The organism is Pseudomonas sp. B21-009, assembly GCF_024749345.1.
In the GTDB taxonomy this organism is placed as follows: Bacteria; Pseudomonadota; Gammaproteobacteria; order Pseudomonadales; family Pseudomonadaceae; genus Aquipseudomonas.
The window spans coordinates 3,581,455-3,595,430 of record NZ_CP087199.1 but is presented as its reverse complement, the minus strand read 5'-3'; the positions used below and the strand labels follow the sequence as shown (position 1 = coordinate 3,595,430).

The window sequence follows — 13,976 nt, the reverse complement described above, 5'->3', positions numbered from 1 at the left end:
TAAAAAGAAGAGTGTTAACCATGCTGACCCTGCAACTCGATGCTCTGACCACCGTCGCCCTGGCGCTCCTGCTGCTGGCGATGGGTGCGCAACTGAAGAAGCACAGCTACTGGCTGCGCCAGCTCTGTGTTCCGGCGCCGGTCATCGGCGGTTTTGGCTTTGCCCTGGTGGTATGGCTGCTGCGTGACCAGCAGTGGCTGGACATCAAGCTCGACACCGCCATGCAAACGCCGCTGATGGTGGCGTTCTTCACCACCGTCGGCCTGGGCGGCAGCCTTGGCCTGCTGCGCCAGGGCGGCAAGATCCTGTTCATCTACCTGGGTGCCTGCTGGGGCCTGGCGCTGCTGCAGAACCTGGTCGGCGTGGGCATGGCAAAGGCCTTGGGCATCGACCCGCTGCTGGGGATCATGGCCGGCGCCGTGTCGCTGGAAGGTGGCTTTGGCGCCGCCGCAGCTTTTGGCCCGATCGCCGAGAGCCTCGGCACGGTCGGCGCCACTACAGCTGCGCTGGCCTCGGCGACCTTCGGCATGGTTGCCGGTGGCCTGCTCGGCAGCCCGGTGGCGCGTTACCTGATCGAACGCAAGAAACTGGTGGTACAGGCAGACCAGGTCGATGCCCTGCAAGCCCTGGAAAAAGCCAATGAAACCCCCGTTGTCAGCATTGATACGCCGGTGCTGCTGCGCTTGCTGACCTGCATGTTGGTGATCATGGTGCTCGGCTTCTGGATCGGCGATGCGCTGAAGGCGCACCTGGGCATCGTCCTGCCGGTGTACGTCGGCGCCATGTTCGTCGCCATCCTGGCGCGCAACTTCAACGACCGCGCACGGGTCATCGAGATTCCCGATAATGCCGTCAGCACCCTGGGCGACATCAGCCTGGGCATGTTCCTGACCATGGCGATGATGAGCCTGAAGTTCTGGGAGCTGGAGCAACTGGGCCTGCCGCTGCTGGTGATCCTGGTGGTGCAAGTGCTGATCATGGTGCTGCTGTGCATCTTCGTCTTGTTCCGCCTGTTCGGCGGCAACTACGACGCGGCGGTACTGTGCGCCGGCTACATGGGCCATGGCCTGGGCGCGACGCCGAACGCGGTGGCCAACATGGGCGCGATCTGCGACCACTACAAGGTGTTCTCGTACAAGGCCTTCATCATCGTGCCGCTGTGCGGGGCGGTGCTGATCGACATCGTCGCCTTGCCGCTGATTACCTGGTTCATCAACGCCTTCAGTTGATGGCCCGAGGCGGGGCGCAAGGCCCCGCCGTGGCTATCCCAGCACCGCCAGCCAGGCCGAGGCAATCAGCAGCAGCGCCAACAGCTGATTGAAGCGCCGGGCCTTTTGCGGCGAGCGCAGCAAGCGTGCGCTACCGACGCCCATCAGCGCCCAACTGGTCATGCACGGCAGGGCGATGAGCAGAAACAAGAGCGCCAGTTGCAGCCTGTCCTGCAACGGGTTCGCGCTGGCGCTGCTGAAAACCCCGAGCACCGCGACCGCCATCAACCACACCTTGGGGTTGATCAACTGCAACAGCGCCGCGTCCCGGGCCCGCAGGTCTCGGGGGCTGTCGGGGCTGGCCAGCGGTGCTGCGCCAGCATTGAGCAATTGCCAGCCCAGCCAGCTCAACCAGGCCACGCCGAGCCAAGTCATCAGTTGCTGCACTCGCGGGTAGGCCAGCAGCACTTCACCCAGCCCCAGGCCGACCAGCAGCACCACTAGCGCGGCGGCCAGGCAGGCGCCGAGTATCAGCGGCAGGGTCGCGCGCAAACCGAAGCGCGCGCCATGGCCGAGGATCAGGATATTGGTCGGCCCAGGCGTGATACTGGCGACAAAAGCGAACAGGGCGAAAGGCAGCAGGTTGGGCAACATGATCGGACTCCAGTGCAGGGGAGCCCCATGTTCCCGGCTGGTGGGCTTTCAGTCTGGAAGCTTTGCGCAGCGGCGGCGGTAATCGGCAGGTGTGAGCCGGTAGGCGCGGCGAAACCAGCGGCCCAGGTGGCTCTGGTCGGCAAAGCCGAGTGCGGCGGCGACCACTGCCGGGCTGTCGCCACGGGCCAGCCAGCGGCGCGCCTTGGCCAGGCGCAGTTGGATCAGGTAGGCATGGGGCGCCAGGCCAAAGGCACTCTTGAAGGCACGGTTGAGGCGAAAGCGATCGACCTGGCAGGCCTCGGCCAGCTCCACCAGGCCAATGTCCTCGGTGTAATGGGCGTGCAAATACTCGCGGGCGATGCGCGCCACCTGCGGAAGGCGTGGGTCGGGGTCGATGCGTTTGCGCCACAGGGTGTGGCGGGTCATGCAGCCGAGCAGCTCGTCCATTGCCGTCTGCCGGAGCATTTTCAGCTCCCCCCCATGCAGCGCCTGGAAAGCCCGGGCAATGGCCCCGCACAGCTGCGGGTCGGCGCTCAAGGTATCGGCAAAGCTGGGCTGACTAGCCGCTGGTGCCTGCTCGAACAATGCTTGCAGCTCGCGCTCCAGCCACTGCGGATCAAGGTAGAGCATCGAGTAGGTGAAGCCGTCTGCGGTTGGCGCATGGCCGTCGTGCAGTTCCCCAGGTTCGAGCATGAACACCTTGCCCGGGGTGCTGAGGTGCTGCAACTGACGGCAATGAAACTGCTGCACGCCTTGCTCGGTGACCCCGATCAGGTAACTGTCATGCCAGTGCGGGTCATAGGCGTGGCCTTTGAAATGCGCGCGCACCGACTCGATGCCGGTGTCGGCGTCCTGGGCGAGATCGATCCAGTTGTGGCTGGGCACGGCGGGCTCCGGGCAGTGAGGCATGCACGACCATAACCCGTTTATGCGGCGGGGTTTAGAACAATTGTGCGCGCAGCTTACATCGGCAACGAGCGGTTCTCGATCACCCGTTTCATCACCAGGGTCGAGGTCAGGCGCTGCACATTGGGCAGGGCCGACAGTCGCTCGTCGTACAACTGCTGGAAGGCTGGCAGGTCGCGGGTGACCACCTGCAGCAGGTAGTCCGGATCACCAAACAGCCGCTGCGCTTCGACGATCTGGGCAATCTCCTGCAGCGCCGCTTCGAAGGTACTCACCGCCTGGCGATCACCTTCGCGCAAGGTCACGAAGACCATGGCCGAAAAATTCAGCCCCAGGGCGCCCGGCGCCAACTGCGCGCGGTAGCCCTGAATCACGCCGGATTGCTCCAGCGCGCGCACCCGGCGGTGACAGGGCGACAGGCTCAGGCCCACCCGGTCGGCCAGTTCGGTCAGCGACAGGCGCCCGTCGTTTTGCAGCTGCGCAAGGATCTTGCGGTCAATCCTGTCCATGGGGAAGAACCTTTCTGATCTGGCCGTTAGTTCTGGAATATTAGAAAGATAATCCTATCAGCTTTTCTCTAATCTCCCGCTCAACGTCAGATCAGCGAGCGGAGGCAAGCATGCAGGCAAGAAAATTCCAGATTCAGCACCCGGAGCTGTGGCCATGACCTTGAACATGCTGGCCGCGTTCTGGGCGGTGTCGTTATTGTTGGTGATTACCCCGGGGGCGGACTGGGCCTACGCGATTTCCGCCGGGTTGCGCGGGCGGGTGGTGGTGCCGGCAGTGGCCGGGTTGCTGCTCGGCCATCTGCTGGCAACCCTGATTGTCGCCGCCGGGGTAGGGGGGCTGGTGGCCAGCAACCCCATGGCCCTGACCCTGCTGACTGTGGCCGGTTGCGGTTACTTGCTGTGGTTGGGCATCAACATGCTTGTTCATCCTTCAGCGCCGCAGGCCGGGCTGGCGCAGCAGTCGGCGTCGTGGGCACGCTGGGCGTTCAAGGGCGTCTGCGTCAGTGGTCTGAACCCCAAGGTGTTCCTGCTGTTTCTGGCTTTGCTACCGCAGTTCACCGATGCCATGGCCGCCTGGCCCGTGCCGGTGCAGATCGTCACCCTGGGCCTGGTGCATGCCGGCAGTTGCGCGGTGGTCTACCTGCTGGTGGGCTTTGGCTCCCAGGCGGTATTGCAGGCGCGGCCAGCGGCGGCGCAGGTGGTCAGCCGGGTGTCGGGGCTGGCGATGGTGGTGATTGCTGCGGTTTTGCTCCTCGAGCAATGGCTCGGTCACGGGTGAATGCACCGAAATTGACCGCCGATCCAGGGAAAAGCGCTTTTGCTCTTTCGACTTGAGACAAGGGAAGGCACAATGCGTGTCCTTTTTTTGGCCGGCCTGGCCGGGGGCCTCGAAATGATCAAAACGCCGTACTACCTCATCGACAAAACCAAGCTGCTGCGCAACATGGAAAAGATCGCCTACGTGCGCGAGCAGTCCGGGGCCAAGGCCCTGCTGGCACTCAAGTGCTTCGCCACCTGGTCGGTGTTCGACCTGATGGAGCAGTACATGGACGGCACTACCTCGTCGTCGCTGTACGAGCTCAAGCTCGGCCGCCAGAAGTTCGCCGGCGAAGCCCACGCCTACAGCGTGGCCTGGGCCGACGATGAAATCGAAGAGATGCTCGACAACTGCGACAAGATCATCTTCAACTCCATCGGCCAGCTCGAGCGTTTTGCCGAACAGTCTGAAGGCAAGGTCCGCGGCCTGCGCGTCAACCCGCAGGTGAGCAGCTCCGACTACCTGTTGGCCGACCCGGCGCGCCCGTTCAGCCGCCTGGGCGAGTGGGACCCGGTGAAGGTCGAGGCCGTCATCGAGAAGATCTCCGGTTTCATGTTCCACAACAACTGTGAGAACGGCGACTTCGGCCTGTTCGACCAGATGCTGTGCACCATCGAAGAGCGCTTCGGTCACCTGCTGCACAAGGTCGAGTGGGTCAGCCTTGGCGGCGGTATCCACTTCACCGGCGAAGGCTATGCAATCGACGCCTTCTGCGCGCGCCTGAAAGCCTTCTCCGAGAAGTACGGCGTGCAGGTTTACCTGGAGCCGGGCGAAGCGGCGATCACCCAGAGCGCCTCGCTGGAAGTTACCGTGCTCGACACCCTCTACAACGGCAAGCACTTGGCGGTGGTCGACAGCTCGATCGAAGCGCACATGCTCGACCTGCTGATCTACCGTCTGAACGCCAAGCTGGCGCCAAGCGAGGGCGAACACACCTACATGGTATGCGGCAAATCCTGCCTCGCCGGTGACATTTTCGGCGAATACCAATTCGATCGTCCGCTGGCCATCGGCGATCGGCTGTCGTTTGTTGACGCAGCGGGTTACACCATGGTCAAGAAAAACTGGTTCAACGGCCTGAAAATGCCGTCCATCGTAGTGAAACAACTCGACGGTAGTGTCGAGCTGGTTCGTGAGTTTGGTTTCGAAGACTACTTGTCCAGCCTGTCGTAAGCTGGCAGTAAAGGAGAGCAAGAGAAATTGAAGAAGAACGTTCTTATCATTGGTGCAGGAGGTGTCGCCAAGGTGGTGGCCCACAAGTGCGCGCAGCACAACGACGAACTCGGTCGTATTGCTATCGCGTCGCGCAACATCTCCAAATGCCAGGCCATCATCGACAGCGTCAAGGCCAAGGGTAGCCTCAAGCAGCCCGCAGAAATCAAGGCCTTCGCGCTGAATGCGCTGGACGTCGAAGCGACCAAAGCGCTGATCCGCGAAACCGAATCGCAAATCGTCATCAACGTCGGTTCTGCTTTCCTCAACATGTCGGTGCTGCGTGCCTGCATCGATACTGGCGTGGCCTACCTGGACACCGCCATTCACGAAGAACCGGGCAAGATCTGCGAGACGCCGCCCTGGTATGGCAACTACGAGTGGAAACACCTCGAAGAGTGCCAACAAAAGAACGTTACCGCCATTCTTGGCGTGGGCTTCGATCCGGGCGTGGTCAACGCCTATGCCGCCCTGGCCAAGCAACAGTATTTCGACAGCATTGATTCGATCGACATCCTCGACGTCAATGCCGGATCCCATGGCAAGTACTTTGCCACCAACTTCGACCCGGAAATCAACTTCCGCGAGTTCACCGGGCAGGTGTGGAGCTGGCAGAACAGCCAGTGGACCAGCAACACCATGTTCGAAGTCAAGCGTACCGACGACCTGCCGGTAGTCGGCTCGCAGAACCTGTACCTGACCGGCCACGACGAAGTGCACTCGCTGTCGAAGAACCTCGACGTGCCGAACGTGCGTTTCTGGATGAGCTTCGGCGAGCACTACATCAACGTCTTCACCGTGCTGAAAAACCTTGGCCTGCTCAGCGAGCAACCGGTCAAGACCGCCGAAGGCCTTGAAGTGGTACCGCTCAAAGTGGTCAAGGCCGTGCTGCCGGATCCTGCCTCGCTGGCTCCGGGTTACACCGGCAAGACCTGTATCGGCGACCTGGTCAAGGGCACCAAGGACGGCCAGCCGCGCGAAGTGTTCATCTACAACGTAGCGGACCACGAAGAGGCCTACGCCGAAACCGACAGCCAGGGTATTTCCTACACCGCAGGCGTACCACCCGTAGCAGCAGCGCTGCTGGTTGCCCGTGGCGAGTGGGACGTGCAGCGCATGGTCAACGTCGAGGAGCTGCCAGCCGAGCCGTTCCTCAAGGCGCTGGATGTGATGGGCCTGCCGACTCGGGTCAAAGACGAGAACGGCGACCGTCCGTGGAACTGAGTTTCTTGCGGCGGTAAAACACCGGTTGCGCCTTGTCGGGCGTAGCCGGTGAACGGTCGAGGCGCCGGTCTGGCGCCTCGATTCAGAGTAAGTGGCTGTTTTAACAACAATTTGTTTGCCTGGGGGCTTCCCAGATGCAATCAAGTTTGTTAAATTGCCGGCCATTCTTGCAACGGCCTTCACCGGCTGGCAGCGCAGGCCCGCAACTTCTCAGGTTGCACCACGCTGCATCATCGCAAGCGAGTGCCAGGCACTCATCGCTACAGCTACAGGGGCGTCGCCAAGCGGTAAGGCAGCAGGTTTTGATCCTGCCATGCGTTGGTTCGAATCCAGCCGCCCCTGCCATTTTCTCGTTGCAAGTTCCCAATACTTAAGAACTTCCTGGCAAGCCCGATCAGAAATGCCGCAGGGCGCCCATGCTGACCAGCGCCGCCATCGCCAACAGGCAGACGATTGCCACGGCGTAGGCGATCGTGCGCCACGGTTGCCAGCGGGCCAGAAAGCACACTGTGTGCAGCAGGCGGGCGACGGTGAACAACAGCATCAGCCCGGCCGTGAGCATGAGCGGCGGGTTGAACACCAGGCACAGCGCGCCGAGCACGAAAAACAGCGGTATGTTCTCCAGATCGTTGGCCCAGGCCTGAGTCGCACGGGCGACCTGCGGCAGTTCCTCGGCGCTCGGCGGGCGGCCGACCAGGCCGGCGTCTTCGGGGTTCTTGAAGGTCAGGCGGCTGATGCGATAGAAACCCTGGTAGCAGGAGATCGCCAGCATCTTCACAAACAGCACGACCACGCACAGCGCGTAGATGGAAAGCAGCGTATTCATCTTCAATCCTTGAAAACCGGGAGCGCGATCATCGCCCGGATTGCCCGGGCGCGTATAGACCAACCGGCGCTCACCGGTGTCAGCAAGGCTCAGAACGTGGCTTTGACCTGCAGGCCGAACACCAGCGCGTTGTCGATGTTGTCAGCGGAAAACGCCCCCGGCTCGATGATGTATTGCACATCCGGGCGCAGGGTCAGCCACGGGGTGGCCTGGTAGCCGTAGCTCAGCTCAACCAACTGCTCGGCGCTGTCCAGGTTGGGGTAGGCAACCCCTGCGGCCACGGCGGCGTCTTGCTGCACATCACGGCTGCGCGGGTTGGGCACGGCGCGGCCATAGCCGAAGGCAAGCGTGTCACGCGGGCGGCCTTCGAACGGCTTGTACAGCACCACGCCTGCGCCATACCACTTGCTGAATGGCGAGGCGGCGGCGCTGGCGGCCGAGTACTGGCCGAAGGCATGCAGGCTGCGGCCCTCGGAGCTCTGCGAGGCCCAGACGGCCTGGTCCACCAGCAGGTAATGGCCGCTGCGGCCGGACACCTCTTTGTCGCTGCCAATGCGTTTCACATCGGAGCTGTCGTAGTAGTAACCGAGCTTGTACTCACCCGGCAGTTCGCCGGCCAGCTTGTACACCAGCTCCACCGGAACCACGGTGCCGGTGGTGTGCTTGGGGCCCAGGTGCCAGGCGCGGCTGGAGTTGCCGTTGCTTTCGGGGTCGACGTTGAACGCCGCCACGCGCAGTTGCCAGGCCGGCGACAGGTCGTATTTGACCCGCACGCCCAGGTGCGCGTTGGGGTAGTTGGTCCAGCCGCTGCCGCCGGACATGTTCAGCGGATGGCCGCAGAAACCGGCGTTCATGAAGTTGCAGAGGATGCCGCTGTCGAGGCCTCCGAGGTCGTTGCCCATGGCCATGTAGCCGAGCTTGAGGTTCAGCGCCGGGGTGAACAGGCTGCGCTCGTAGCTCAGTTCAGTCAGGCGGGTGTAGAGGCCGCCGTAGTTTTCCTGGATCGGCAGGCGGTTGCCCACCAGGTCTTCGGAGGCGCTGTTGCCGCGGCGGTCGTTGATCGTCAGCTGGACTTTGCCGCCGTTGTCCAGGCCGTACAGCTTGCCCAGGTCGAACTGCACGCCCAGCTTGAGGTTCTGCGAGTAACGCGCCGAGCGGTGCAGGCCGCCATCGGCGTTATAGGCAGTTTCGCCGCTGTAGTCGCCAGTGAACTTGATGCCCTGTTCGTCGAGCTGATGGCGCAGGCCGCCCCAGTCGCCGGTCAGGGTGTTGCGGGTCATCAGGTCGTCGGCCAGGGCCGTGGTGCTGGCCAGGGCCAGGAGCAGGGCAGGGGTGATGCGAGAAGCGCGGGGCATTGCGGGGTATTCCTGGGAGTTCGGTAAAAGTCCCATCGCGGGTCAAGCCCGCTCCCACAGCTTCTGTGGGAGCGGGCTTGACCCGCGATGGGGGCGATGCGATTTACGGCAGCGCGTAGGCCATTACATAGTCGCCACGGTCCGTCGACTGACGCGCACCACCGGCGGTGATGACCACGTACTGCTTGCCGGTTTTCGGCGACACATAGGTCATCGGGCCGCCCTGGCTGCCGACCGGCAGGCGGGCTTTCCACACTTCTTCACCGTTGGCGCTGTTGAACGCGCGCAGGTAGAAGTCCTGGGTGCCGGCGATAAACACCAGGCCGCCCTGGGTCGACAGGGTGCCGCCGAGGGTCGGCAGGCCAACCTTGATCGGCAGGTGCATGCGGATGCCCAGTGGGCCGGTGTCTTCGACGGTGCCGACCGGCACTTGCCAGGCAACCTTGCGGGTCTTCATGTCGATGGCAGTGAGGGTGCCGAAGGGCGGCGCCTGGCACGGAATGCCGGCCACCGACAGGAAGCGGTTCTTGTTCACCGCATACGGCGTGCCCTTGAGCGGTACCGCGCCCATGCCGGTGTTCAGCGCTTCACCCCCGGAGGCGGCCTGGCCTTTGTTCTGCGACGGGATCATCTGAATCCACAGGCCCAGGCGCATGTCGTTGACGAAGATAAAACCATGCACCGGGTCGGTGGAGATACTGCCCCAGTTCATGCCGCCCAGCGAGCCCGGGAAGCTCAGCGACAGGTCGGTGCCCGGCGCGGTGTACAGGCCGTCGTAGCGCATCTTCTTGAAGTCGATGCGGCACAGCAGTTGGTCATACGGGGTGGCGCCCCACATGTCCGACTCGGTCAGTTGCTGGGCGCCGATCTGCGGCATGCCCACCGATTTAGGCTGGGTCGGCGAGTACGGCTCGCCGGGGATGTTGCCCGGTTTGACCGGGGTCTCGACTACTTCGGTCAGCGGCTTGCCGCTGGCGCGGTCGAGCACGTAGATCTGCCCGGCCTTGGTGCCGATGACCAGCGCCGGCACCGACTGACCGTCGGCCTTGGTGAAGTCGATCAGGCTTGGCTGCATCGGCAGGTCAAAGTCCCAGAGGTCGTTGTGCACGGTCTGGTACACCCACTTCTCTTCGCCGCTGGTCGCGTCCAGGGCCAGCACCGAAGCGCCGTACTTGTGGTTCAGCTCGGTACGTTCGACGCCATAGATGTCGGTGGACGAGCTGCCCATCGGCAGGAACAGGGTGTTCATCGCCGGGTCATAGGACATCGGTGCCCAGCTGTTGGGGGTGCTGCGCACGTAGGTGTTGTCGCCAGTCGGCGCATTGCGATCTTGCGGGTTGCCCGGGTCGAAGGCCCAGCGCATCTGCCCGCTGATCACGTCAAAGCCGCGGATCACGCCGCCTGGCATGTCGGTCTGGACGTTGTCGGCAACCCGGCCGCCGACCACCACCGTGGTGCCGGCCATCAGCGGCGCCGAGGACAATTGGTAGAACGCGTCCGGGACATTGCCCAGGCCGGCCTTGAGGTCGACCTGGCCATTGTTGCCAAAGCCCTGGCAGAACTCACCGGTGTCGGCGTCGACCGCGATCAGGCGGGCGTCAATGGTGTTGGTCAGCAGGCGGCGCTGGCAGTTGGCACCGGCCGGCACGCTGGCGGCGATGATCGGCGAGCTGTTGGGCTGGGTCGGTTGGGCGATCGGCGCGCTGGCATCGAAATAGGCCATGCCGCGGCAACGCTGCCAGACGGCCGACTTGGCGTTGATCGGATTCTTCCACAGCTCTTTGCCGGTGTCGGCATCGAGGGCGATCAGGTTGTTGTGCGGGGTGCAGATGAACACCTTGTTGCCAACCTGCAGCGGCGTCAGCTGGTCTTCGGCACCGTTGCCATCGCTGATGGCGACGTCACCGGTGTGGTAGGTCCAGGCCACTTTCAGTTTGTCGACGTTGCTGCGGTTGATCTGGTCCAGGGCAGCGAAGCGGCTGCCGCCTTCGCTGTTGCCGTAATGGGCCCAGTCTTTTTGCGCGTTGGCCGGGTCGACCGCAGTCAGGCCCGGGCCGTCACCGGTGGGGGCAACGCTTGGGTGGGCGACGAACATATTGCCGGCCGCCACCGCCAGGGCGATTGCCAGCACTGCGGCCAGGCCATAGGCACCACGGCCTGGCGTGGCGCCGGCGGCACGCTTGAGCAGCGGGTACACCAGCGTCACCGCCAGGCCCATCGCGGCGAACATGAACAGGCGCGAGAACAGCGGCCAGAACACCAGGCCGACATCGGCCACAGCCCAGATCGCGGTAGCCACCAAAAAGGCGGCGAACAACCAGGCGCCGGCCAGCTTGCGGCGGGCGATCAGCAGCCCGGAAAGCGCCATCAGCAGGCCGCCGAGCAGGAAGTACCAGGAACCACCGAGGCTGACCAGCTTCACGCCACCGGCGGCGAGCGCAAGGCCGAGCAGGGCGATGATCACGCCCAGGCCAACCAGGATGAATGTTGAGGCGCCGTTGGCGCGCGGTGAGTGCGTCATATCGAAAAGAACTCGAAGGGGGGAGTGGCCGAATGTTATACCCTTAGCAAGCTAATTAACAAGTTGGTACATAATTCGGCAAGGGCTGCATTGGCGCTGAAATCAGGGCAAATGCCCTCTCCCGCTGGGGGAGAGGGCGGGTATCAGACTTAAGTATCAGTGATGTCGCGGTCCTTGGTTTCCGGCAGGAAGAAGGTGCCGAGTATCGCCGTCATCACCGCGATGACGATCGGGTACCAAAGCCCGTAGTAGATGTCGCCGGTGGCGGCGACCATGGCAAAGGCCACGGTTGGCAGGAAGCCGCCGAACCAGCCGTTGCCGATGTGGTAGGGCAGAGACATCGAGGTGTAGCGGATGCGCGTGGGGAACAGCTCCACCAGCCAGGCGGCGATCGGCCCGTAGACCATGGTCACGTAGATCACCAGGATGGTCAGCAGCAGCAACACCATCGGGTAGTTGGTCTTGGCCGGGTCGGCTTTTTCCGGGTAGCCGGCATCTTTCAGGGCCGTGCCCAGGGTGGCGATGAAGGCGTCGTTCTGCGCCTTGAAATCGGCGGCCGGCATGCCGGTGCCTTCAAAGCTTTGCAGCACCTTGTCGCCGATATGGATCTGCGCGACGCTGCCCGGCTCTGCCTTGACGTTGGCGTAGGGGATGGCTTTTTTCGCCAGCACGCTCTTGGCCAAGTCGCAGGAGCTGGTGAATTTGGCCTTGCCCACCGGGTCGAACTGGAACGAGCACTGGTTGGGGTCGGCCACCACCGTCACCGGGTTCTTCTCCTGGGCGATGAACACGTCGGGGTTACCGTATTCGGTCAGCGCCTTGAAGATCGGGAAGTAGGTCAGCGCGGCGATGATGCAGCCGGCCATGATGATGCCCTTGCGGCCGATGCGGTCCGAAAGGCTGCCGAACAGGATGAAGAACGGCGTACCGATCAGCAGTGAACCGGCAATCAGCAGGTTGGCGGTCTGCGGGTCGATCTTGAGCATCTGCAACAGGAAGAACAGCGCGTAGAACTGCCCGGTGTACCACACCACCGCCTGGCCGGCGGTGCCGCCGAGCAGGGCCATGATGACGATCTTGAGGTTGTCCCAGCGGGCGAACGACTCGGTCAGCGGCGCCTTCGAGGCCTTGCCCTCGGCCTTCATCTTCTGGAACACCGGCGACTCGCTCAGTTGCAGGCGGATGTACACCGAGACGATCAGCAGCAGGATCGACAGCAAAAACGGGATCCGCCAGCCCCAGGCCTCGAACGCCTCGGTGCCCAGAAGGGTACGGCAGGCGAGAATCACCAGCAGCGACAGAAACAGCCCCAGGGTGGCGGTGGTCTGAATCCACGAGGTGAAGTAACCGCGCTTGCCCTTGGGCGCATGCTCGGCGACGTAGGTCGCGGCACCGCCGTACTCACCGCCCAGGGCCAGGCCCTGGAGCAGGCGCAGGGTGATCAGGATGACCGGCGCGGCCACGCCGATGGTGGCGTAGTCGGGTAGCAAACCAACCACGGCGGTGGAGATACCCATGATCACGATGGTGATCAAAAAGGTGTACTTGCGCCCGATCATGTCCCCCAGCCGGCCGAACACAATCGCGCCGAACGGCCGTACGGCAAAGCCTGCGGCGAAGGCGAGGAGGGCGAAGATGAACGACGTGGTCTCGTTGACCCCGGCAAAGAAGTGCTTGGCGATGATCGCGGCGAGCGAGCCGTAGAGGTAGAAGTCATACCACTCGAACACCGTGCCCAGGGAGGAGGCGAAAATCACCTTGCGCTCTTCCTTGGTGATCCCGCGTTTGGGCGCGCTGCCCGTGGTTGTATTGTCGATTGCCGCCATGAGTCTTCTCCGTCTTGTGCTTGTAGGCCGGAGTTCCCACTGTCCTTGCCGCACCCAGGCCTTAGGGTGATGTCATCGGATTGCGCAAATCATGAACACAGACTGACGGCCTCGCATTGCTGCAAGGTTTCTTGAAGCATAATCAGGTTTGTCTGGATATCCACTCGCCAGCATCAGCGAGTGTGGGTGGCGCTCACTCGAACAGTATTTCAGAGGCCATCTGCGGATACTCGGCCTGCAGCGTGGCCAGGCACTTCTGCATCAGTTCGGCGTCTCTGGGCAAGTGCCTGGCAAAAGCCTCCCAGCCACTGAGCTGCAACTGTTGAGGCATCTGCACAAGCCCGCTGATCGCATCCCAGAAGGCATCCCAGTTACAGCCATACCATTCGGGAAAACCGAGGGAGTCCCTTAACAGGTGATGCAATTGCCTGGCGCTGGTCACCTGGCCCAGATCAATCCTTACCACCTGCACGCGGCTCAATTGAAATGCCCCAGGTAGGTGAGCGTGGCGGTGCTTTGTGGCTGGCGCGAACGGGAGTGATCTGCTGAGCGGCGGTCGCCGTAAATGGCGTTGTCGCCGACGATGATGAAGTGGCTGAAAGCGTCCAGAGACCGGGAGCACAATTGCGCTTTCTGCGCCTCGTCGGCCATCAGGCTCTGCACATAATCCAGCGACGCATCCAGCTCGACGAAGTCCGAATCCATGAACAACTCAAGCTCCTGGGCAAGCTGCCAGGACGGATTGCGATCTTCCCAGGCGGCGAATTCGGCAGCACTCGCGCTGGCGGGCGGCTCGGGTTGCCATTGCTCGAAAGCGAACTGGCGGGCGTGCGTTTCGCTTTCGAAGGTGGCGGCGAAGAGGTGGAAGGGGTAGTAGTCTGGATTGTCCATAATCTGCCTTGCGGGTTGGCCGGAAAG

Annotated in this window: 13 protein-coding genes and 1 tRNA gene; 5 read left to right on the top strand and 9 right to left on the bottom strand. The window is 63.0% G+C overall.

The window, feature by feature from the left end:
- The first annotated feature begins 20 nt into the window (after nt 1-20).
- Nucleotides 21-1,229, top strand: coding sequence for a sodium/glutamate symporter (gene gltS, locus LOY34_RS16310; protein WP_093381397.1), 1,209 nt, complete (start codon nt 21-23; stop codon nt 1,227-1,229).
- 33 nt (nt 1,230-1,262) lie between these two features.
- Here gltS and LOY34_RS16305 read toward each other — a convergent pair whose 3' ends face one another.
- The 3 genes from LOY34_RS16305 to LOY34_RS16295 all read right to left on the bottom strand — a co-directional run bounded on the left by LOY34_RS16305 (nt 1,263) and on the right by LOY34_RS16295 (nt 3,277).
- Nucleotides 1,263-1,859 (bottom strand): LysE family translocator, encoded by a 597-nt coding sequence (locus tag LOY34_RS16305; protein WP_093387475.1) that lies wholly within the window; start codon nt 1,857-1,859, stop codon nt 1,263-1,265.
- A 51-nt stretch (nt 1,860-1,910) separates the two neighbouring features.
- A complete protein-coding gene (locus tag LOY34_RS16300) occupies nt 1,911-2,747 on the bottom strand; it encodes an AraC family transcriptional regulator (protein WP_195884505.1) in 837 nt (278 codons plus the stop codon).
- A 77-nt stretch (nt 2,748-2,824) separates the two neighbouring features.
- Nucleotides 2,825-3,277, bottom strand: coding sequence for an Lrp/AsnC family transcriptional regulator (locus LOY34_RS16295; protein WP_195884504.1), 453 nt, complete (start codon nt 3,275-3,277; stop codon nt 2,825-2,827).
- A 154-nt stretch (nt 3,278-3,431) separates the two neighbouring features.
- Here LOY34_RS16295 and LOY34_RS16290 point away from each other — a divergent pair, with 154 nt between their 5' ends.
- The 4 genes from LOY34_RS16290 to LOY34_RS16275 all read left to right on the top strand — a co-directional run bounded on the left by LOY34_RS16290 (nt 3,432) and on the right by LOY34_RS16275 (nt 6,875).
- Entirely contained in the window at nt 3,432-4,055 is a 624-nt protein-coding gene (locus tag LOY34_RS16290; protein ID WP_045194190.1) for a LysE family translocator, read from the top strand.
- A gap of 114 nt (nt 4,056-4,169) precedes the next feature.
- The gene (gene nspC / locus LOY34_RS16285) at nt 4,170-5,267 is read left to right on the top strand and encodes a carboxynorspermidine decarboxylase (RefSeq protein ID WP_045195650.1); all 1,098 of its coding nucleotides are present in this window, start codon (nt 4,170-4,172) and stop codon (nt 5,265-5,267) included.
- A gap of 27 nt (nt 5,268-5,294) precedes the next feature.
- Complete coding sequence (locus LOY34_RS16280) at nt 5,295-6,530, top strand: saccharopine dehydrogenase family protein (RefSeq protein WP_045194188.1); 1,236 nt, start codon at nt 5,295-5,297, stop codon at nt 6,528-6,530.
- Between the two features lie 270 nt (nt 6,531-6,800).
- Nucleotides 6,801-6,875: transfer RNA gene (locus LOY34_RS16275), tRNA-Gln, on the top strand.
- A gap of 49 nt (nt 6,876-6,924) precedes the next feature.
- On the opposite strand, the gene LOY34_RS16270 is transcribed toward LOY34_RS16275, so the two are convergent.
- The 6 genes from LOY34_RS16270 to LOY34_RS16245 all read right to left on the bottom strand — a co-directional run bounded on the left by LOY34_RS16270 (nt 6,925) and on the right by LOY34_RS16245 (nt 13,949).
- Nucleotides 6,925-7,356, bottom strand: coding sequence for an MAPEG family protein (locus tag LOY34_RS16270; protein WP_195884503.1), 432 nt, complete (start codon nt 7,354-7,356; stop codon nt 6,925-6,927).
- 89 nt (nt 7,357-7,445) lie between these two features.
- Complete coding sequence (locus tag LOY34_RS16265; RefSeq protein WP_195884502.1) at nt 7,446-8,711, bottom strand: carbohydrate porin; 1,266 nt, start codon at nt 8,709-8,711, stop codon at nt 7,446-7,448.
- Nucleotides 8,712-8,814: 103 nt separating this feature from the next.
- Nucleotides 8,815-11,232 carry a glucose/quinate/shikimate family membrane-bound PQQ-dependent dehydrogenase gene (locus LOY34_RS16260; RefSeq protein WP_258663547.1) on the bottom strand — a complete coding sequence of 806 codons (2,418 nt, stop codon included), beginning with the start codon at nt 11,230-11,232 and terminating at the stop codon, nt 8,815-8,817.
- Between the two features lie 149 nt (nt 11,233-11,381).
- Complete coding sequence (locus LOY34_RS16255) at nt 11,382-13,058, bottom strand: MFS transporter (protein ID WP_195884500.1); 1,677 nt, start codon at nt 13,056-13,058, stop codon at nt 11,382-11,384.
- Nucleotides 13,059-13,251: 193 nt separating this feature from the next.
- The gene (locus tag LOY34_RS16250) at nt 13,252-13,530 is read right to left on the bottom strand and encodes a barstar family protein (protein WP_309475831.1); all 279 of its coding nucleotides are present in this window, start codon (nt 13,528-13,530) and stop codon (nt 13,252-13,254) included.
- A 5-nt stretch (nt 13,531-13,535) separates the two neighbouring features.
- Nucleotides 13,536-13,949: a hypothetical protein gene (locus LOY34_RS16245; RefSeq protein ID WP_195884498.1), complete on the bottom strand. Its 414-nt coding sequence runs from the start codon at nt 13,947-13,949 to the stop codon at nt 13,536-13,538.
- Between the last annotated feature and the right edge of the window lie 27 nt (nt 13,950-13,976).

Bases quoted from the DNA above. Each gene is read 5' to 3' on its own strand.
- LOY34_RS16270 (WP_195884503.1), bottom strand. From the start codon at position 7,356: ATGAATACGCTGCTTTCCATCTACGCGCTGTGCGTGGTCGTGCTGTTT.
- LOY34_RS16290 (WP_045194190.1), top strand. From the start codon at position 3,432: ATGACCTTGAACATGCTGGCCGCGTTCTGGGCGGTGTCGTTATTGTTG.
- LOY34_RS16265 (WP_195884502.1), bottom strand. From the start codon at position 8,711: ATGCCCCGCGCTTCTCGCATCACCCCTGCCCTGCTCCTGGCCCTGGCC.
- LOY34_RS16245 (WP_195884498.1), bottom strand. From the start codon at position 13,949: ATGGACAATCCAGACTACTACCCCTTCCACCTCTTCGCCGCCACCTTC.
- LOY34_RS16295 (WP_195884504.1), bottom strand. From the start codon at position 3,277: ATGGACAGGATTGACCGCAAGATCCTTGCGCAGCTGCAAAACGACGGG.
- nspC (WP_045195650.1), top strand. From the start codon at position 4,170: ATGATCAAAACGCCGTACTACCTCATCGACAAAACCAAGCTGCTGCGC.
- LOY34_RS16260 (WP_258663547.1), bottom strand. From the start codon at position 11,232: ATGACGCACTCACCGCGCGCCAACGGCGCCTCAACATTCATCCTGGTT.
- LOY34_RS16255 (WP_195884500.1), bottom strand. From the start codon at position 13,058: ATGGCGGCAATCGACAATACAACCACGGGCAGCGCGCCCAAACGCGGG.
- gltS (WP_093381397.1), top strand. From the start codon at position 21: ATGCTGACCCTGCAACTCGATGCTCTGACCACCGTCGCCCTGGCGCTC.